The sequence below is a fragment of the Paramagnetospirillum magnetotacticum MS-1 genome, from assembly GCF_000829825.1.
Classification (GTDB): domain Bacteria; phylum Pseudomonadota; class Alphaproteobacteria; order Rhodospirillales; family Magnetospirillaceae; genus Phaeospirillum; species Phaeospirillum magnetotacticum.
This window is the reverse complement of the sequence record NZ_JXSL01000030.1, coordinates 1,043,715-1,063,587: the sequence shown is the minus strand read 5'-3', so window position 1 is coordinate 1,063,587 and position 19,873 is coordinate 1,043,715. Positions and strand designations below refer to the sequence as shown.

18 protein-coding genes are annotated in these 19,873 nt (G+C 64.9%); 10 read left to right on the top strand and 8 right to left on the bottom strand.

The annotated features are described in order from the left end of the window. Positions 1-39: 39 nt before the first annotated feature. Positions 40-873, top strand: coding sequence for a diadenosine tetraphosphatase and related serine/threonine protein phosphatase (locus tag CCC_RS17525; RefSeq protein WP_009869200.1), 834 nt, complete (start codon positions 40-42; stop codon positions 871-873). A gap of 2 nt (positions 874-875) precedes the next feature. Further along, a complete protein-coding gene (locus CCC_RS17520; RefSeq protein ID WP_009869201.1) occupies positions 876-1,664 on the top strand; it encodes a DUF4197 domain-containing protein in 789 nt (262 codons plus the stop codon). A 151-nt stretch (positions 1,665-1,815) separates the two neighbouring features. On the opposite strand, the gene gstA is transcribed toward CCC_RS17520, so the two are convergent. Genes gstA through CCC_RS17505 form a run of 3 tightly spaced genes read right to left on the bottom strand, consistent with a single transcriptional unit; the run spans position 1,816 to position 4,268 of the window. After that, positions 1,816-2,421: a glutathione transferase GstA gene (gene gstA / locus CCC_RS17515; RefSeq protein ID WP_009869202.1), complete on the bottom strand. Its 606-nt coding sequence runs from the start codon at positions 2,419-2,421 to the stop codon at positions 1,816-1,818. 11 nt (positions 2,422-2,432) lie between these two features. Then, a complete protein-coding gene (locus CCC_RS17510) occupies positions 2,433-2,654 on the bottom strand; it encodes a hypothetical protein (protein WP_009869203.1) in 222 nt (73 codons plus the stop codon). A gap of 18 nt (positions 2,655-2,672) precedes the next feature. Then, positions 2,673-4,268, bottom strand: a complete 1,596-nt coding sequence (locus CCC_RS17505) for a gamma-glutamyltransferase family protein (RefSeq protein WP_009869204.1) — start codon at positions 4,266-4,268, stop codon at positions 2,673-2,675. 95 nt (positions 4,269-4,363) lie between these two features. On the opposite strand from CCC_RS17505, the gene gpt reads away from it, so the two are divergent. After that, positions 4,364-4,819: a xanthine phosphoribosyltransferase gene (gene gpt / locus CCC_RS17500; protein ID WP_041042208.1), complete on the top strand. Its 456-nt coding sequence runs from the start codon at positions 4,364-4,366 to the stop codon at positions 4,817-4,819. A 210-nt stretch (positions 4,820-5,029) separates the two neighbouring features. After that, positions 5,030-5,449 (top strand): iron response transcriptional regulator IrrA, encoded by a 420-nt coding sequence (gene irrA / locus CCC_RS17495; RefSeq protein ID WP_041042580.1) that lies wholly within the window; start codon positions 5,030-5,032, stop codon positions 5,447-5,449. Between the two features lie 102 nt (positions 5,450-5,551). Here the strand turns inward: irrA and CCC_RS17490 are convergent, their stop codons facing one another. Then, positions 5,552-6,763 (bottom strand): CaiB/BaiF CoA transferase family protein, encoded by a 1,212-nt coding sequence (locus tag CCC_RS17490; RefSeq protein WP_009869207.1) that lies wholly within the window; start codon positions 6,761-6,763, stop codon positions 5,552-5,554. 66 nt (positions 6,764-6,829) lie between these two features. Beyond that, entirely contained in the window at positions 6,830-8,299 is a 1,470-nt protein-coding gene (locus tag CCC_RS17485; RefSeq protein WP_009869208.1) for an NAD-dependent succinate-semialdehyde dehydrogenase, read from the bottom strand. A 254-nt stretch (positions 8,300-8,553) separates the two neighbouring features. Between CCC_RS17485 and CCC_RS17480 the strand changes: the two genes are divergently transcribed. Then, entirely contained in the window at positions 8,554-9,834 is a 1,281-nt protein-coding gene (locus tag CCC_RS17480; protein ID WP_009869209.1) for an Hsp70 family protein, read from the top strand. A 104-nt stretch (positions 9,835-9,938) separates the two neighbouring features. Here the strand turns inward: CCC_RS17480 and murJ are convergent, their stop codons facing one another. The 3 genes from murJ to CCC_RS17465 all read right to left on the bottom strand — a co-directional run bounded on the left by murJ (position 9,939) and on the right by CCC_RS17465 (position 12,597). Then, positions 9,939-11,486 carry a murein biosynthesis integral membrane protein MurJ gene (gene murJ / locus CCC_RS17475; RefSeq protein ID WP_009869210.1) on the bottom strand — a complete coding sequence of 516 codons (1,548 nt, stop codon included), beginning with the start codon at positions 11,484-11,486 and terminating at the stop codon, positions 9,939-9,941. Between the two features lie 7 nt (positions 11,487-11,493). Beyond that, positions 11,494-12,027: a GNAT family N-acetyltransferase gene (locus CCC_RS17470; protein WP_009869211.1), complete on the bottom strand. Its 534-nt coding sequence runs from the start codon at positions 12,025-12,027 to the stop codon at positions 11,494-11,496. A 231-nt stretch (positions 12,028-12,258) separates the two neighbouring features. Beyond that, a complete protein-coding gene (locus tag CCC_RS17465) occupies positions 12,259-12,597 on the bottom strand; it encodes a cupredoxin domain-containing protein (RefSeq protein ID WP_009869212.1) in 339 nt (112 codons plus the stop codon). Positions 12,598-12,856: 259 nt separating this feature from the next. On the opposite strand from CCC_RS17465, the gene CCC_RS17460 reads away from it, so the two are divergent. The 5 genes from CCC_RS17460 (at position 12,857) to CCC_RS21335 (ending at position 19,866) form a co-directional block, all read left to right on the top strand. Then, positions 12,857-13,420 (top strand): iron transporter, encoded by a 564-nt coding sequence (locus CCC_RS17460; protein ID WP_041042206.1) that lies wholly within the window; start codon positions 12,857-12,859, stop codon positions 13,418-13,420. Then, positions 13,420-14,886, top strand: a complete 1,467-nt coding sequence (locus CCC_RS17455) for a carbohydrate porin (protein ID WP_041042204.1) — start codon at positions 13,420-13,422, stop codon at positions 14,884-14,886. Before CCC_RS17460 ends, CCC_RS17455 begins: the two co-directional genes overlap by 1 nt. 85 nt (positions 14,887-14,971) lie before the next feature. Further along, complete coding sequence (locus tag CCC_RS17450; RefSeq protein WP_009869962.1) at positions 14,972-16,336, top strand: 4Fe-4S binding protein; 1,365 nt, start codon at positions 14,972-14,974, stop codon at positions 16,334-16,336. Between the two features lie 48 nt (positions 16,337-16,384). Next, positions 16,385-18,025: a glucose-6-phosphate isomerase gene (gene pgi / locus CCC_RS17445; protein WP_041042576.1), complete on the top strand. Its 1,641-nt coding sequence runs from the start codon at positions 16,385-16,387 to the stop codon at positions 18,023-18,025. A 113-nt stretch (positions 18,026-18,138) separates the two neighbouring features. Beyond that, entirely contained in the window at positions 18,139-19,866 is a 1,728-nt protein-coding gene (locus tag CCC_RS21335) for a sensor domain-containing diguanylate cyclase (protein WP_082036664.1), read from the top strand. Positions 19,867-19,873 lie beyond the last annotated feature (7 nt).

The window sequence follows — 19,873 nt, the reverse complement described above, 5'->3', positions numbered from 1 at the left end:
TGCGACCATGTCGTCCGGTTGCAAAACCCGAGCGGATATATGAACGTCGAAGCCGACCGGCCGTCCACGACTCTGGCTGATTCCAACGTCTTCGCCACCTTGCGGGGCGGCGCCCGTATCTGGGCCGTCGCCGCCGTCAGGGGCGAGCATGCCCGGCTGTGCGCCCTTCATGCCCGCCTTGCCCAGGAAATGCGGCCGGGGGACCAGTTGGTCTATCTCGGCGATTACCTGGGCTGCGGTGCCCCGGTGCTGCAGACCATCGACGAATTGCTGACCTTCCGCCGCTCCTTCATCGCCCAGCCCGGCGTCGAGGTCGAGGATGTGGTCTATCTGCGCGGCACCCAGGAAGAGATGTGGCAGAAGCTGCTGCAATTGCAGTTCGCCCCCAATCCCGCGGAAGTACTGCGCTGGATGGTCGATCACGGCATCGCGCCCACCATCGCCGCCTATGGCGGCTCGGTGGAAGAGGGCAGCAACGCCATCCGCGAGGGCATCCTGGCGCTGACCCGCTGGACCAGCCAGTTGCGCCAGACCATGCGTAATTACGACGGCCACACCACGCTGATGAGCGTGCTGAAGCATGCCGCCTTCACCGACGACAACGTGCTGTTGTTCACCCATGCCGGTCTCGATCCCACAAGGCCGCTTTCGGCCCAGGTGGACGCCTTCTGGTGGGGCTCCAGCCTGTTCGCCGGTCTGGACGAGCCTTATTCCGGCTTCAAACTGGTGGTGCGCGGCGCCGACCGCCGCAAGGGCGGCGCGACCTTCGGTCCCTTCTCCGCCACCCTTGATTCCGGTTCAGGCCAGGGGGGCACCCTGACCGCCGCCTGCTTCGGTGCCGACGGCACCATCTTGCAAATTCTGGAGGCCTGAGAATGAGCCCGTTCGCCAAGACCGCGTGCATGACTGCCGCGGCCGTGATGTTTTGCGCCTCCCCGGCCCTCGCCCAGGGCAGCCTGATGGATATGGGCAAGGGCCTGGTCAAGCAGGAGTTGGAACAACGGGTGGGAGGCTCGTCCGCTTCGTCCGGCGCCACGGCGGGCTCGTCGCTGTCCACCTCGGAGATCGGTTCGGGCCTCAAGGAGGCGCTGCGCGTCGCCGCCGACAAGGTCACCGGCCAATTGGGGCGCTCCGACGGCTTCAACAGCGATCCGGCGGTCCATATTCCGCTGCCCGACACACTGGCCAAGGTCCGCCAAGGCCTGGCCCTGGTGGGCAAGTCGCAGATGGCCGACGATCTGGAACTGAAGCTCAACCGCGCCGCCGAGGCCGCCACGCCCAAGGCCAAGCAGATTTTCTGGGACGCGGTGCAGAAGATGACGCTCGATGATGCCCGGGGCATCCTGAACGGCCCCCAGGACGCCGCCACCTCGTACTTCAAGCGCAGCATGACCCCCGATCTGCGCACCGCCATGCGCCCTGTGGTGGACAATACCGTGTCGCAATCAGGTGCGGTGCAGTCCTATTCCAACATGGCCGGAGCCGCCCAGACCCTGCCCATGGTGGGCGATGCGCTGAAATCCGGCCCGTCCATGTTGACCGACCATGTGCTCGATTACGCGCTGTCGGGCATCTTCAAATATCTCGGCCAGGAAGAGGCCGCCATCCGCACCAACCCGGCCAGCCGCTCCACCGATCTTCTCAAGAAGGTCTTCGGCGGCTGAGGATTCCGGGGCGGCGGCTAAGCGCTCCTGGTTGAAAAACCTCCGTCCCTGGTCCTGGCCGGGCATTGCCCGGCCATTCACGGACTCAGGAATCAAACCCGAGGGTGCCAAGACGAAAGATTGATTTCCGCCAAAGCCGGAAATTTCAATCCTACGCCAACCCCTCGGCCTTCAGCACCGCCTGGGTGGCGGGACGGGTTCTGATACGCTCGCACAAAGCCGCCACATGGGGCCAGGCCGCCGTGTCGATTTTCAGGCGCGGCAGCCACGAGAACACCGTGAACAGGTAGAAATCCGCCACGGTGATGCGCTCGCCCATCAGGAATGGCCCCTTGCCCAGAGCCTTGTCGAGATAGTCGAGACGGCGGCCCAGGATGGTCTTCAGCACGGCCTTGCCGTCCTCGGGCATGGCCGGATTGAACTGGGTGCCGGCGGGCTTGTGCAGTTCGGTGGCGATGAACACCAGCCATTCCACCAGCTTCATGTAATCCTGGGTGCCCACCGCCGGAGCCAGGCCCTTTTCCGGCGCCATGGCGGCGATGCGCAGCAAAATGGCCACACCCTCGGTCAGCACCACGCCGTCATCAATGACCAGGGCGGGGATATAGCCCTTGGGATTGATGGCCAGGAAATCGCTGCCCGATTCGGTCTTCTTGGCCACCAGATCGACGGCCTCCACCGCATAGGGGATACCGGCCTCTTCCAAGGCGATGTGCGACGCCAGCGAGCAGGCGCCCGCCTTGTAATAGAGCTTCATGGGTAATCTCCTTAAGCGTCCGGCGGCAACTCGTTGAGCGAATCGCAACCGGCACAACGGTAGACCAGATTGACCTTCATGGTCCGGATGGGAACCTCGTGCATCATCTCACGGCCACAGACGCCGCAGTGAACATTGTCTCCCCCCAACCCCATCATGAGGACACCCGTATCCATGACCTCGCGCCCGTTGATGCGGTCCTCGGGAACGTGTTTCAGCACAATGGTACCCATCTGATCCTGATCCTCTCGTCAAAATGCCGCCACCACGCCATCGGCGCGGGGATCGGCGGCTCCTTCCAGCAGGCCGTCGGCGCGGCGCAGCACCGCGCCAGCATGGCCCAGCAGCGAATTCCAGTCTCCCACCATTTGGACAGAGTGACCCACCTCTTCAAGGCGGCGGATCACCTGGGGATCGACGCGGCTTTCCACTTGAATCCCGGCAGGAGCGGCAGAACCGTCCAGGGCGCGGGCCAGACACCAGCGCGGCGCCGAGACCGCCTGTTGCAACCCCTGGCCGTAGAGCGCCACACGGGTAAAGACTTCCGCCTGGACCAGGGGCTGGGCGTCGCCGCCCATGGTCCCGTAGACCATGGTGCGGCCATCCTTGAGGCGCGCCAGACCAGGCGACAGGGTGTGGAAGGGCCGCCGCCGGGGCTCGAGCGCGTTGCGGTGCTCCGGGTCCAGGCTGAAGGAACAGCCCCGGTTCTGCCAGACCAGCCCCACCTCGGGCAGGACCACGCCGGAGCCGAAGGCGTGAAACAGGCTCTGGATGAAGCTGACGGCGCGGCCCTGGCCGTCGATCACCCCCAGCCAGACCGTATCGCCCTCGGCGCCCGCACCGGGTAGCGGACTGGCCTTGGCCTTGTCGATCTCCCAGGCCATGCGGTCGAGAATGCCGTCCGACAGATAGGTGGTGGCGTGAATGGACATGCGCGCCGGATCGGTAACATGGGCATCGCGGATGCGATAGGCCAGCTTGGCGGCCTCCACCAGACCGTGGATATGATCGAAACCGTCGGCCTCGGCGACCTCAAGGCGCTGATACAGCCCCAGCAGGATCAGCGAGGCCAGCCCCTGGGTGGGCGGCGCGGTGTTGAACAGATGCCCGCAAGGCAGGTTGAGGGATAAGGGCCGGCGGCGCATGCCGCGATGGCGCGCCATGTCCTCGGCGCGCAGGGGCGAACCCGCCGCCTGCAGTCCGGCGGCCACGGCGCGGGCCACCTCGCCGCGATAGAAATCGTCCAGCCCGGCATTGGCAAGACGCTCCAGCGTATCGGCCAGGGCGGGCAGGCGCAGCATCGCGCCGGGAACAGGCGCCTTGCGCTTGGCCAGAAAGGTCTCGGCAAAGCCCGGCTCACGCTTCAGATCGTTCAACCCGCGCAAAGTGGCGGCGGCCTGGTGCCCTGTCACGGCAAAACCTTCGCGCGCCGCGAAAACCGCATCCTCGAACAGACGGCGCAGCGGCAGACGCCCCCCCCAATGGCCCGATACGTCCAGCGCCAGTTGCCAGCTGGACACGGCGCCCGCCACCGTATTGGCGGCAAGGGGGCCGCGCGTCGGGATGCGTTTGTGGCCCGCCTTGCGATAAAGCTCCAAATCCACCTTGGCCCCGGCGGCGCCCGACCCGTCGATGGAAACGGGCGGCTTGCCCGGCTCGGCGATCAGCCAGAAAGCGTCGCCGCCCAATCCGGTCATATGGGGATAGACCACGCCGAGCATGGCGGCGGTGGCAATGGCCGCCTCGATGGCGGTGCCGCCCTCGCGCAGGACCGCGAGCCCCGCCTGGGAGGCGAGGTGGTGGGGCGAGGTGACCATGCCCCGGCGGGCCATGGGAGAATTGAGCATCGGGCGGCTGATCCTAAAGGTGGCTGGGCGATTGTTGCGAAAATGCCGCCCGCCGTCCAGAGTGGCGACACCACTCACCACGCGATCAATGCCCGATGACCCTCGATCCCGCCTTTTCCCACACCCGTTCCCTGTCCTGGGACGAAATTCATGCCGTCACGCGGCAACTGGCCCGGCGCCTTCAAGGCAAAGGCCCCTTCGACGGCATCATCGCCATCGCCCGGGGCGGGCTGGTCCCCGCCGCCATCCTGGCCATCGAACTGAACATCCGCAAAGTGGACACCGTGTGCATCGCCGGTTACGACGAAAGCACCCGCCACGACCTGGAAGTCCTGAAGCGCATTTCCGGCGACGGGGCGGGCTGGCTGGTGGTCGATGATCTGGTCGATACCGGGCGCACCGCCCAGGTGGTGCGCGACATGCTGCCCGGCGGCCATTACGCCACTCTCTACGCCAAGCCCTCGGGGCGGCCCATGGTTCATACCCATGTGGAAGACGTGGAGCAGGAGACCTGGCTGATCTTTCCCTGGGAAGCCGTCGAACAGATTTGAGCGATATATGCCCCCGCTCAAGATGAGCTATGGAAACCTGTAATGGGCATAACCATGTATGGGATATGGATCTTATGGCTAAGTCCTTAATACCAAAGCCCTAACTCCCATAAAATGTGGTGTTAAGGACTTTGTTTTTCGAACGACTCCATGTTAGCGTTGCGCTGGATCAATTTGACCCTCTCACACCCCGAAATGGCGGCTGCCACCATGACCACGATCACCGTTCGCCCCTACAGCCACGCCTTGGACCGGCTTCGCGCCGTGGGCCTTCGCCCCACCCGCCAGCGCCTGGCCCTGGCCCGCCTGCTGTTCGATGGCTGCGACCGTCACATCTCGGCCGAGCAACTGCACACCGAGGCGCTGTCGACCAGCATCCGGGTCTCCCTGGCCACGGTCTACAACACGCTGCACCAGTTCACCGATGCGGGCCTGCTGCGCGAGATCGTGGTGGATGCCGGCCGGTCCTATTTCGACACCAATACCAGCGACCACCACCACTTCTTCTATGAGAAGAGCGGCAAGCTGTGCGACATCCCCGCCGATCTGATCGCCGTCTCCAAGGTGCCCAATGCGCCCGAGGGGCTGAACATCAGCCGGGTCGAGGTGATCGTCCGGGTGGACGGCTGAGTGTCTTTTTGAACGTCCCTCGTCTCGAAGGGAACGAACCGGCTCAGGGCCGCTTTCTTCAAAGAAAGCGGCCCTGAGTCGTTTTCCGAGGATTGGGGCGGCTCAGATGATGCCCTTGGCGCCCAACCGCCCCAGTTCATCGGTGTCGAGACCCAGCAACGTGGTCAGCACTTCGGAGCTGTCCGCTCCCAGACTGGGCGGCGCCCGGTCATAGGCCACCGGGGTTTCGGACATCTTGATGGGATTGGCCACCAAGGTGACCTCGCCCGCCTGGGGATGCGCCATATTGACCGCCATGCCGCGATGGCGGACCTGGGGATCGGCGAAGACCTGATCCAGGGTGTTGATGGGCCCGCAGGGCACGCCCGCCTGCTCCAGCTCATCGATCCAACGGGCGCTGGGGCGCTGGGCGATCAGTTCTTCCAGAATGGGAACCAGTTGGGCGCGGTTGCGCACCCGGTCCACATTGGCCGCAAAGAGGGGATCGGTCCCCAGTTCGGGCCGTCCCGCCACCTGGGTGAAACGGCGGAACTGGCCGTCATTGCCCACCGCCAGAATGATATGCCCGTCTTTGGTGGCGAAGGCCTGATAGGGCACGATGTTGGGATGGGCATTGCCCAACCGGTTGGGCACCTTGCCTCCCACCAGATAATTGGTCGCCTGATTGGCCAGAACCGCCACCTGCACGTCCAGCAGGGACAGATCGATATGCTGCCCCACGCCGGTGCGGTCGCGATGGGCCAGGGCGGCCAGCACCGCCGTCGAAGCATACATGCCGGTGAAGATATCGGTGAGCGCCACGCCCACCTTCATGGGCTGGCCGCCGGGCTCTCCGGTCAGGCTCATCAGCCCACCCATGCCCTGGATCAGGAAGTCGTATCCCGCCCGCTGGGCATAGGGGCCGTCCTGGCCAAAGCCGGTGATGGAGCAATAGATGATGTCGGGCTTGACCGCCTTCAGCCCGGCATAGTCCAGGCCGTATTTGGCCAGGCCACCCAACTTGAAATTCTCCAGCACGATGTCGGACTTGGCGGCCAGACGGCGCACCAGTTCCTGGCCCTCGGGCTGGGTGAAGTCGATGGTGACAGAGCGCTTGCCCCGGTTGGTGGAGAGGTAATAGGCGCTCTCGGCGGTGTCCTTGCCGTCCTTGTCCTTGAGGAAGGGCGGCCCCCAGCCCCGCGTGTCGTCGCCCTCGCCGGGGCGCTCCACCTTGATGACCTCGGCGCCCAGATCGGCCAGCAATTGACCGGACCACGGACCGGCCAGAACCCGGCTGAGATCGAGGACGCGAAGATGGGACAAGGGACCGGCCATGGTGTTTCCTCTATGCAATGGACTGATGAGAACCGATCGGTTCGGCCTTGGACAGGCGGGGTTTGCTCACTGCGCCGCCTCCTTGATGCCGCCCAGGCAGAGATATTTGATCTCGAGGAAATCCTCGATTCCATATTTGCTGCCTTCGCGGCCGATGCCGGATTCCTTGACGCCGCCGAAGGGCGCCACTTCGGTGGAGATGATGCCGTCATTGATGCCGACCATACCGTATTCCAGCTTCTCCGCCACCCGCCAGACGCGGGCGATATTGCCAGCATAGAAATAGGCGGCCAGTCCGAATTCCGTGTCATTGGCCATGGCGATGGCCTCGGCTTCGGTCTTGAAGCGGAACAGCGGCGCCACGGGGCCGAAAATCTCTTCGCGCGCCATGGACATAGTGGACGTGACATTGGTGACGATGGTGGGCTCGAAGAAGGTGCGGCCGAGCGCGTGACGCTTGCCGCCGCAGACGATGGTGGCCCCCTTGGACACGGCGTCGGCCAGCATGCGCTCGACCTTCTCCACCGCCTTGGCATTGATCAAGGGGCCCTGATTGGCGTCACTGGCCAGGCCGTCGCCGACTTTCAGCTGCGACACCGCCTTGGCCAAACGGCGGGCGAACTCGTCATAGACGCCGTCTTGGACCAGCATCCGGTTGGCGCAGACACAGGTCTGACCGGCATTGCGGTATTTGGACGCCATGGCGCCCGCCACGGCGGCATCCAGATCGGCGTCGTCAAAGACGATGAAGGGCGCGTTGCCGCCCAGTTCCAGGCTGACCTTCTTCACCGTGGCGGCGCACTGGCTCATCAGCAGCTTGCCCACCTGGGTGGAGCCGGTGAAGGACAGCTTGCGCACCAGCGGATTGCCGCTCAACTCGCCGCCCACCAACGCGCCGTGACGCGCCGTGACGATGTTGAAGATGCCCGCCGGAATACCGGCGCGGACGGCCAGTTCGGCCAGGGCCAGGGCGGAGAGCGGCGTGTCCTCGGCAGGCTTGACCACCACCGGGCAGCCCACCGCCAGGGCGGGGGCGCATTTGCGGGTAATCATGGCATTGGGGAAATTCCAGGGCGTTATCGCCGCCACCACGCCGATGGGCTCCTTGACCACCACGATGCGCTTGTCGGGGGCATGGCCGGGAATGGTGTCGCCATAGACCCGCTTGGCCTCTTCCGCGAACCATTCGATGAAGCTGGCGCCATAGGCGATCTCGCCGCGGGCCTCGGCCAGGGGCTTGCCCTGCTCGGCGGTCAAGAGGACTGCCAGATCCTCCTGATGGGCCATGATCAGGTTGAACCAGTTGCGCAAGATGGCGCCCCGTTCCTTGCCGGTCTTGGCCTTCCAGGCGGGCCAGGCGGCATTGGCCGCCTCGATGGCGCGCCGCGCCTCGGCGGCGCCCATATCGGGAACCGAGGCAAGGATTTCGCCGGTGGCGGGGTTGAGGACGTCGAAGGTGGCGCCGTTATCGGCATCCGTCCAGGCGCCGTTCACGAAGGCCCGCGACTTGAGCAGGGAGGAATCTTTCAAGATCATGGCGGCAGGCCCTTTTCGAGTCGGGATTGTTGATCGGCAGATGCCGCTCCTTCATGCCGTCTCCGCCCATCATGGGCAAGCCCTTCTCGGAAATTTTCCGTGTCCGGCCGCCGTTGCTTCACAGGTATTCCTGCTTCATCTGGCGTCCTGCCACCCGCCGCGGCACGGCTCGTCATGCGGATTAGGCTGGAATTTTCGCGCCGCCAACCTTATGACTTGCGCCCCCTCGGGCCCATGGCACACAGGACCTCCCCATGTTCGTCGGAATGGATTTCGGCACCACCAACAGCGCCGTCGCCCTGGCTGGCGCCGATGGAAGCGTGGAGGTGCTGAACTTCGCCGCCGCCACCGGCGCAGCTTCGACGCTGCGCTCGGTCCTGGCCTTCGAGAACGCCCGGCGCGACGCCCAGCGGCGCATCCTGCCCCTGGCCGGTCACGAGGCCATCGAGGCCTATCTGCACGGTGACGGGGACTGCCGCTTCCTGCAATCCTTCAAGTCCTATCTGACCAGCCGCTCGTTTACCAGCACCGCCATCTATGGGGCGCCCTACTCCCTGGAAGAACTGGTGGCCCTCATCATCGCCCAATTGCGCCGCACCGCAGAGGCGGCGGGCGCCAAGGTCGAGCGGGTGGTGGCGGGCCGCCCGGTGCGCTTCGTCGCCGAGGGCGGCGAGGAAGAGGATGCCTATGCCACCGGGCGTCTGGTCGAGGCCTTCGCCAAGGCCGGAATCACCGATGTGGTGTTCGAATACGAACCCATCGCCGCCGCCTATTATTATGAAAGCACGCTCACCCGCGACCAGACCGTGCTGGTGGCCGATTTCGGCGGCGGCACCAGTGATTTCTGCCTGATCCGCCTGGGGCCGGGACGCGCCGGACTGGCCCGGCCCGAAGACGCCATCATCGGCACCGCCGGTGTGGGCATCGCGGGCGACGCCTTCGACCGCCGCATTGTCGAGCACGGCCTGTCCGGGCATTTTGGCAAGTACACCACCTATGTCAGCGACGGCAAGGTCCTGCCCATGCCCGCCTGGGTCTATGCCAAGCTGGAACGCTGGCACCACGTCGCCTTCCTCAACACGCCCTCGACCATGCGCCTGCTGCGCGATCTGCTGCGCCAGGTGGAGCACCCCGATCAGGTGGAGCAGCTGCTGGCGCTGATCGAGCACAATCTCGGCTACCACCTCTATCGCGCGGTGGAACAGGCCAAGCGCGACCTGTCCTCTGCGGACGAAACCGTGCTGCGCTTCGACCACGACCCCGTCGTGGTGGAACGCCGCGTCACCCGCGCCGAGTTCGAAAGCTGGATCGGCAAGGAGCTGAGCGCCATCGAATCTTGCGTCGATGGCTTGCTGGACGGCACCGGCACCGCACTGGCCCAGGTGGACCGGGTCTTCCTCACCGGCGGCTCGTCCCTGGTGCCAGCGGTGCGCGCCATTTTCGCCAACCGCTTCGGCGAGGATCGCCTGAGTGCTGGCGGCGAGTTCATCTCGGTCGCCACCGGCCTTGCCCAACGCGCCCGTGAGATGGGGTGAATGAGCCGCATGGCGGGCTACCGCCCGCGCCCGCTCGGGGCGGACCCCGAACCCCCTTTGATTTTATAGATGGAAATAATGAAGGGCCGGGGCGATAGCCCCGTTCACCCCCGCTTGCGCCGCACCATGCCCCGGATCTCGCCCAGGCTGAGCGCGCCCAGCATCTGGGCCGCCGCCAGGAAGGCTATGGCTCCCAGGACCACCAGTCCGGCCAGAATCCCCACCGCCATCAACTGCCCCTGGGCCAGGGGCCACAGAGCCAGCTTGCCCCCCCACAGCACGCCACCCATGACGGCGCAGGCGGCAAGGATGCGGGGCGCCTTGGATTTCAGGCGCTCATCCATCGTGAAATAGCCGCGCCGAGCCAGCAGCACGGCTAAGATGGCCACATTGGCCCAGGCGGCGATGGCGGTGGCCAGCGCCATGCCCACATGGCCCAACGGCTTGGCCAGGGACAGATTGAGGACCACGTTCAGCACCATTGCCACGCCCGCCACCTTGACCGGCGTGCCAGTATCCTCGCGAGCAAAAAAGCCGGGGACCAGAACCTTGACCAGCACATAGGCGGGCAGGCCGATGGCGAAGGCCACCAGGGCGGACGCCGTGGCCGCCGTCTCGTTAGGCCCGAAGGAACCGCGCTCGAACAGCACCCGGATCACCGGAGCGGCGATAACCATCAGGGCGACGGCGGCGGGCAGGGTCAGCGCCAGACCAAGCTCCATGGCGCGGTTCTGGCTGGTGCGCGCCGCATCGGCCTCGCCCGCCTTCAACTGTCGGGAAAGCGTGGGCAGCAAGGCGGTGCCGATGGCGATGCCCACCACACCCAGCGGCAATTGGTTCACCCGGTCGGCGTAATTGAGATAGCTGACCGCGCCGTCGGCCACGGTCGAGGCGATCATGGTGTTGATCACCAGATTGACCTGATAGACCCCGGCGCCCACCGCGCCCGGCACGATGCGCTTGAACAGCAGCCTGACCTCGGGCGTAAGCTTGGGGGCCACCAGACCCAGCCCCATTCCGGCGCGCCGCGCCGAACGGGCCAGCCAGGTGAACTGCACCACCCCGGCGGCGAAGGTGCCCCAGGCCATGGCGTGACCGGCGGTCTCGGTATAGGGCACCAGGAACCATAGCCCGGCCATGGATGTGAGGTTGAGCAGGACCGGCGTGGCGGCGGCCGCCGCGAAACGCCCCATCGAATTCAGCACCCCGGCCTGCAGGCTGACCAGGGAGATGAACAGCAGATAGGGAAAGCAGATGCGCGAGAATTCGGTGGCCAGGGCCATCTTGCCCGGCACCGACTCGAAGCCCGGCGCCAGGCCGTAGATGGCCCAAGGCATGGCCAGTTCCATCACCGCCACGAACAGGGCGAGCGCCAGACCCAGCACGGCGAAGGCCTGCTCGGCGAAGCGCCGCGCCGCCTCGGTCCCCTCGGCGGTCATCTTGCCGGTAAACAGCGGCACGAAGGCGGCATTGAAGGCGCCTTCGGCGAACAGCGAGCGGAACAGATTGGGAAAGCGGAAGGCCACGAAGAAGGCGTCGGCCACGGCGCCCGCGCCCAGGAAATGGGCGATCATCATCTCGCGCATCAGGCCGGTGACGCGCGAAGCCATGGTGAAGCCGCCGACCGTGGCGATGGAACGAAACAAACTCATGGCGGCACTATTGAGGCAAGCCTTCGCCGACGCAAGGGGATCCGGCAAGCTGCAGCTGAAAGCATTGCTCGGTCACCGGCTTGCCCCAGGTCTCGCCGGTCATTTCCTGGGTCAGCACGAAGCCCCTGGCCTCGTAGAGCCGCCGGGCCGCATGCAGCCCGGCGAAGGTCCACAGATGGACCGAGGCGAACCCCTTTTCGCGGCAAAACGCCAGGGCACCGTCCAGCAGGCGCGAGCCCGCCCCCATGCCCTGGCGGTTGGGATCGACCATGAACCAGCGCAGATGCGCCCCGGCCTGGAGTCCCTTGGCGCCGTCGATGGCCGCCGAGCCCACCATGCGGTCACGGGAATCCACGGCGCACCACAACTGGCTTTCGAAGCGATGGCGGTCGCGCACGAAACCCGCCAGTTCCGAGGCCAGCTTGGCCTCGAAATAGGGTCCGAAATTCCAGTGAAGGGCGAAATATCGTGAATGCATGGCCACGATGTCGCCGATGGCGCCTGGCTGCCATCCCGCGATAATGCCAACCTCGTCACGCATGCCATTCCTCCCGCCGTGCCAGACGATTCTGGCACGGCGGAACGGTGATGACTACAAAAGCAGAAGGCCGAGAAGCCAGTAGCTGCTGCCGGGCAGGGCCGCGATCAAAAGATTCGTGGACAGACTGTTCATGGCCGCCTCCATGATACGGGTCGAAAGACCACATTCTAGCTGCGGTTATTTAGCACCCTCAGCCGCTCGAAATGCCATGGCTCATCCGTATTAAGGTGTTTACCGGGCGATGATCACACCCTTGGCCGTGGCCTCGTGGTATTCGCCGACAAAGGGGTATTCGCCGGGTTCGACCTTGCCCAGGACCACTCTGATCTCGGTGCCGGGAAAGACGATCTTCTCGCGGCGCAGCGGCACGCATTCGAATTCCTCGGCCTCGGCATCCTCGTTCCTGACCAGAAGGATCACCTTGGTCCTGGCCGGGATCTCCAGCCGATCGGGGGTGAAGCGATGATCCTTGATGGTCAACTTGACCAATACCTCCTCGGCGGCCTTGGCGGGCGGACTGCACAGGGCAAGGAAGATGGCGGCAAGGCTCAGACGGAGAAGGGCGGACATGGTGATCCTTTCAGTATGAGAACGTTTATCATTCTCATACGCAAGATCTAGCCCTTTGTCCAGACCGGGATTGTGGGAATAATGGTTACATCCCATAACTAACTGTTTTCATTCTTGTTTTACAGATTTTTAGACCGGGCTGGGGCAGGGGGCGAGAACCCGTGATTAAATTGTGGCTGTTGACAGGAGCGTGCGAAATGGCTAGGACTGCTATTGCGAGTCACTTGCATTTGCATCCATTCTCCCCTCAGAGGCCCCCATGATCAATCGCCAGACCCTACTTCCCACCCTCGGCCTCCTGGCCGGATTCTCCGCCGCCTGCGGCCCCGCCCTGGCGGTGGAATATCCCATCGGCGCCCCGGAAAGCCGTTACGGCATGGAAATCGGCGCCGTCTATCTTCAGGCGGTGCGCATGGAGCCGGACGGCATGATGGCCCAGCCCGAGCAGTCGGACATCCATATTGAAGCCGATATCAAGGCGTTGCAGGGCAATCCCAACGGCTATCCCGAAGGATCGTGGATTCCCTATCTGCTGGTCGGCTACGAACTGGTCAAGGTCGATACCGGCGAAGTGATCAAGGGCGAGATGATGCCCATGGTCGCCAATGACGGCCCCCATTACGGCGACAACGTCAAGATGAAGGGACCCGGCAAGTACAAGGTCACCTACACCATCTATCCGCCCAATGCCCCCGAGAACGCGTCGGGCAAGCATTACGGCCGCCACACCGACCGCGCCACGGGCGTGCGTCCCTGGTTCCCCGCCTTCAAGCTGAATTACGAATTCGTCTTCGCCGGAGTGGGCAAGAAGGGCGGCTACTGATGCGCGCCCGTTCCGTGATCTCGGTGGCGGCCATCGGCTTGCTGGCCGCCAGCCCCGTCCTCGCCGCCGCCCCCAAGGAGCCCGGCACCGCCGAACTTCTCGCCGAGATCCGCCGCCTGGCCAGCCGGGTGGAAGAGCTCGAGCGCGCCAAGACGGCCCAGGCCCCCATCGAGCAGCGCATCGAGAAGCTGGAAAACCATAACGCCGCCATGGAAAAGGCCATGGACCAGGACACGATCAGCGAGACCGAGCCTCAGATCGCCGCCCGCCTGAAGGCGGCCGAGAACGATATCTTGTCCTACAAGAAGGGCTCCAAGACCATCGACGTGCTGGGCGGTATCAAGGTGGGCGCGGGCATGACCGTGGTCGGCCAGAACCTGATCGGCCAGTCGCAGGAAAAGGACGGCCAGCTCAACTGGCGCGGCGACGTCACCCTGACCATCCCCGCGGGCACCGTCGGCGACAACCGGGGCACCATCTTCACCCATCTGCGCATGGGCCAGGGCCGGGGCTTAAGCAATGTCAGCAACTCCTTGGCCTCGGTCAACGGGACGGCCTTCCAGCGTTCCGGCGCCGACAATACCGACGCCGCCATCGGTCTGGTGGAAGCCTGGTACCAGTTGGACGTGCCGTTCGGCGGCGACATGAAGACGGCCAAGCATCACATGGAGATCACCGCGGGCAAGATGGATCCCTTCGGCTTCTTCGACAAGAACGCCGTGGCCAATGACGAGACCATCTATTTCATGAACTCCACCCTGGTCCATAACGCGCTGCTGGACGCGGGCGGTGATGTGGGAGTCGACCCCTTCGGCTTCTCGCCCGGTTTGCGTCTTGCCTATGTCAGCGATGCCGACAAGTGGAAGGTGCAGGCCGCCGTCTTCGAAACCGGTACCGGGGCGTCGTTTCAGGGTTCCAACGAATTCCCCTTCCGCATCGTTCAGGCCGAGACCACCGAACGCTTCTTCGACGGACTGGAAGGCACGTACCGCGTCTATGGCTGGACCAACGACCGGGCGACGGACTTCGACAACAAGCGGGGCAGACATGCCGGTGTCGGACTGTCCCTGGACCAGAAGGTGGATGATTACGTCACCCTGTTCGGCCGCTACGGCTATCAGTTGAAGGGCAAGACCCGCTTTGACCAGAGTGTCAGCGCGGGCGGCGAGGTCAACGGCTCGTACTGGGGACGTGGGGCCGACGGACTGGGTCTCGGTCTGGTGGCCAACCATGTGTCCAAGACGTACCGCGACAAATCGGCGAGACTCGACAACGACAATGACGGCACCCCCGACCTGGGCTACAAGGCGACCGCCTTCGAGCAAAGTGCCGAGCTATACTACCGCTATCGCGTCATGCCCCGCTTCGACCTCACACCCGATTTCCAACTTATCCGCCATCCCGGTGGAAATCCGTCGGGCGAGGTGGCCTATGCCTTGGGGCTGAGGGGGCAATTGACATATTGATGGATGCGAATAACTCTGCGTTGCAATATTAATAACAGCCATGCCCCGCCCTCGTGGGGCATGGTTGCGTCCCTTGAGGTTTGCCATGACCGCCATGCTTTTGCGCTTTCATCCGCTCGCCTCCGCCGGTCACTGGCTGGCGCGCCATTCCCGGCCGATCCAGGCGGCACAGTGGCTGATGGTGGTCATCTATCTTTTCCTGGTCACCGCCCCGGCCTTTCTGCCGGTCCCCGATGATTCCAAACATATCTGGGACGATCTGGTGCTGTTTGCCCAATTCGCTTTCTGGGGGGTGTGGTGGCCCTTCGTCATGGTCAGCATGGTGGTAATGGGCCGGGCCTGGTGCGGGCTGTTCTGTCCCGAAGGCACCATGACCGAATGGGTCAGCCGCCACGGCCTGGGCCGCGCCATTCCCGCCTGGCTGCGCTGGAAGGGCTGGCCCTTCGTGGCCTTCGTCTGCACCACAATCTACGGCCAGATGATCACCGTCTATGAATACCCCAAGGCGGCCTTGCTGATCCTTGGCGCCTCCACCGTGATGGCGCTGGGCATCGGTTTGGTCTATGGCCGGGGCAAGCGGGTGTGGTGCCGCTATCTCTGCCCGGCCAGCGGCGTATTCTCGCTGCTGTCGCGTCTGGCGCCCGTCCATTTCCGGGTCGATGCCGAGACCTGGAAGACGGCGCCGCGCGCCCATGCGGTCAACTGCGCCACCTTGGTGGATGTGCGCGCCATGACCGGCGGCGGCTCGTGCCATATGTGCGGCCGCTGTTCCGGCCACCGAGGCGCGGTGGAGCTGGCGCCGCGCCTGCCCGGCGCCGAGATCGCCGCCCTGCCCGCCCGCGAAGTCTCGCCCTGGGACATCGTCTTGCTGCTGTTCGGGGTGATGGGGGTGGCCAGCGGAGCCTTCCAGTGGTCGGCCTCGCCGGTGTTCATCGCGCTCAAGCAGGGGCTGGCGGCCATGCTGGTGGAGGCTGGCATCACCTTTCCCATGACCGAGACCCTGCCCTGGTGGCTGCTGACCAATTCCGACGAGACCGGCGAAGTGTTCACCTTGCTCGATGGCTTTTGCATCCTGGCCTATATGGGCGGCGCGTCGCTGCTGTTCGGTGGAATCGGGCTGGCCGGACTGGCCGCCGCCGCACGTCTCCTGGGCCAGCCCCGCCTGTTGTGGCGGCTGGGCTATGGGCTGGTGCCCGCCGGGGCGGTGGGGCTGATCATCGGCCTGTCGGCCATGACGCTGACCCAACTCACCGCCGAGGGCGTGTTTCTGGCCTGGGTTCCCGACGCCCGCGCCGGGCTGCTGATCCTGGGCCTGGTCTGGAGCGCGGTGCTGATGTGGCGCTCGCTGCCTGGTGCCGTCCTGGCCCGCCGCCTGGGGGCCTGGCTTCTGGGGCTGGCTGGCGCTTTCGCCCAGATCGGCATGTGGGGGGTGTTCTTCTTCATCTGGTAGGGTATAGGATTCCACCCCTGAGCATGATGGTTTCAGGGGGAGATGGAGATGGTGCATCCGGTTGGGCTTCCCGCCTGGAAGGATTTGGCAGCGCTGGCCGCCACCACCGGGCAAAAGCCCATGCGCGATATGTTCGCCGCCGATCCCGGCCGTTTCGGCCGCTTCTCGGCCCGTCTGGGCGATCTCTTGCTGGACTACTCCAAGAACCGCATCGACGCCGAGGTGATGGCCGCCCTGATCCGCCTCGCCCGACAGGCTGGTCTGGCGGAGGCCCGCGACGCCATGTTCGGCGGCGAGACATTCAATATCACCGAGCGCCGCGCCGTGCTGCACACCGCGCTGAGAAACCGTTCCGAGCGGCCGGTGATGGTGGACGGCCAGGACGTGATGCCCGAGATCCGTGCCGTGTTGGCCCGCATGAAGACATTCGCCGAGCAGGTGCGCTCTGGGGAATGGAAGGGCGCCACCGGGCGGGCCATCCAAAGCGTGGTCAATATCGGCATCGGCGGCTCGGATCTGGGACCGGTCATGGTCACCGAGGCCTTGAAGCCCTATCAGCGGGACGACCTTGCCGTCCGCTTCATCTCCAATGTGGACGGCAGCCACGCCGCCGAGGTGCTGAAGCTCTGCGATCCCGAGACCACCTTGTTCATCGTGGCGTCCAAGACCTTCACCACCCAGGAAACCATCGCCAATGCCAAGACTTGCCGGGCTTGGACGGTTGACAAACTGGGCGAGGCCGCCATTCCCAACCACTTCGTGGCCCTGTCCACCAATGCCCGTGCGGTGGCCGATTTCGGCATCGACACCGCCAATATGTTCGAGTTCTGGGATTGGGTGGGGGGGCGCTATTCCCTGTGGTCGGCCATCGGCCTGTCCATCGCCGTGGCGGTGGGTTTCGGGCGGTTCGAAGAGCTCTTGGCTGGCGGGCACGCCATGGACGAGCACTTCCGCGAGAGCCCGCTGGAAGCCAATCTGCCGGTGATCCTGGCCCTGATCGGTATCTGGAACGCCAACTTCCTGGGCGCCGATGCCTATGCGGTGCTGCCCTACGACCAGTATCTGCACCGCCTGCCCGCCTATCTCCAGCAGTTGGACATGGAAAGCAACGGCAAGGGAACCGCCAGGGATGGCGCCATGGTCGGCTGGGGCACCGGCCCCATGGTCTTCGGCGAGCCCGGCACCAACGGCCAACACGCCTTCTACCAGTTGATCCACCAGGGAACCCGCCTGATTCCCTGCGACTTCCTGGCTGCCGCCCAGACCCACAACCCCTTGGGCGAGCACCACCTGATGCTGCTGTCCAACGTCTTTGCCCAGGCCGAGGCCCTGATGAGGGGCAAGACCGAGGCCGAGGCCCGCGCCGAGCTGGAAAAGGCGGGGATGAGCACGGCCGAGATCGCGTTCCAGCTACCCCACCGGGTGTTCCCCGGCAACCGCCCCAGCAATACCCTGCTTTACCCCCGCCTCGACCCCTTCATGCTGGGCCAGTTGATCGCGCTCTACGAACACAAGGTCTTCGTCCAGGGCGTGATCTGGGACGTCAACAGCTTCGACCAATGGGGCGTCGAACTTGGCAAGGTGCTGGCCAAGGCCATCTTGCCGGAATTGTCGTCGTCCGCGCCCGTCACCAATCATGATTCCTCCACCACCGGGCTGATCGAGGCGGTGCGGGCGCTGCGCCGGTAATTTTTCGATCACTTCCACGGTGTGACTGGCATGATCCCCTGCAAATGGCTATACCCATAATTAAGCCTTGAGATGGGGATCTCAGGGGCTCCACCCTGGTACAGGTGTGCATCATGGGGTCGCGGGAAACGCCAGCCGAACGTCGGCGCAAGGGGCCGAGATTCGGCGCCAATTTCATGAGCGTGCTGGAAGTCTCGCGCGAGCTCGTCTGCCTGTGCGGTGAAGGGCTGGTCATCGACATCAACAGCGCGGGCATCGCCATGCTGGGCGCCGAGAATGGCGAACAGGTGGTTGGCCGCGCCTTTCGCAATCTGGTGGGCGGCGATTACGCCGGGGTCATCGACGACCTGCTGCACCTCAAGGAAATCGAGGATTCGGCCTTCCCCATCAAGATCGTCCATCTGGACGGCGGCACCTTCGAAGCCGAGCTTCAGATCCACCCCGCCCGCGAACTGGGTCCGGCCTATGCCGTGGTCACGGCGCGCGACATTTCCCGCCAGGGCCACCTCGCCCGCACCGCCCGCCACAGCGAGGACCGTTTCCAGGCTTTGGTCGAGCGGTCCATGCATCTGGTCCTGCTCTGCCATGGCGGACGCATCGGCTATATCAATGCCACCGGCGTAAAGGTGCTGGGCGGCAATGATCCCAGCCAGTTCGTCGGCATTCCCGTCTCCGAGATCTTCGCTGGCGAATACCGCGAGATCGTCGCCTCGGACCTGCCCGCCCTGCTGGACGAGGGCGGGGTCGTGCCCATGCGCCTCGCCCGTCTGGACGGCTCGGCCTTCGACGCCCAGATCAAGGCCACCCCATTGCCGTCGCGGGGCGCGGCGCCGGAATACATGGTTGAAGCCCGCGACATCACCGGCCAGATCCGGGCCGTGGCGGCACTGCGCCACATGAACGACACCCTGGAACAGCAGGTGGTGGCCCGCACCCACGAACTGGCCGAGGAACGTTTCCGCGCCGTCGAGGCCCGCGCCTTCGTGGAAAGCCTGCTGGAGGCCGTGCCCAACCCCCTGTGGTGGAAGGATATCGACGGCCGCTATCTCGGCTATAACGGCGCCTTTCGCGAGCTTCATCAGATCAGCGCCACCGACTGGGTGGGGCGTACCACCGCCGAAATGGTCAATGCCGAATTCGCCGCCATATCGGCCAAGGCCGATGTGAAGGCTCTGGCCGATACCGGGCGCATCCAGTTCGAGGCCCATCTGGAAGTCGCGCCGGAAAAGGCCCTGGACGTGGTGGTCAACAAGACCGTCTGGCGCGCCCGCGACAAACGGCCAGAAGGCGTGATCGGCGTCATGCTCGACATCACCGAGCGTAAGCGCATGGAGGCCGAACTGCGCCGTCTGGCCACCACCGACGTGCTGACCGGCATCTTCAACCGCCGCCATTTCATGGAAATGGCACGCAACGAAGTGGACCGGGCGCGCCGCCATGGCCGGCCCATGGTGGCGCTGATGCTCGATATCGACCATTTCAAGCGCATCAACGACACTTACGGCCATCCGGTGGGAGATGTGGCCATCAAGGCCCTGGCCGATGTCTGCACCGAAATCGTCCGTCACGAGGATGTGCTGGGCCGCTTAGGTGGCGAGGAATTCGCCATCGTCCTGACCGAGACCGATCTGGACGGCGCCCTTTTGGTCGCCGAGCGTCTGCGTCTGGCGGTGGCCGCCATCCGCATTCCGGCCGAACAGGGAATCGTCGCCTTCACCACCAGTATCGGCGTCGCCGAACGCCTGGAGACCGACACCACCATCGATTCCATGCTGTCGCGGGCCGATATGGCGCTTTATTCCGCCAAGCGGTCGGGCCGCAACAAGGTCGCGGTGGGCTGACGCGGCC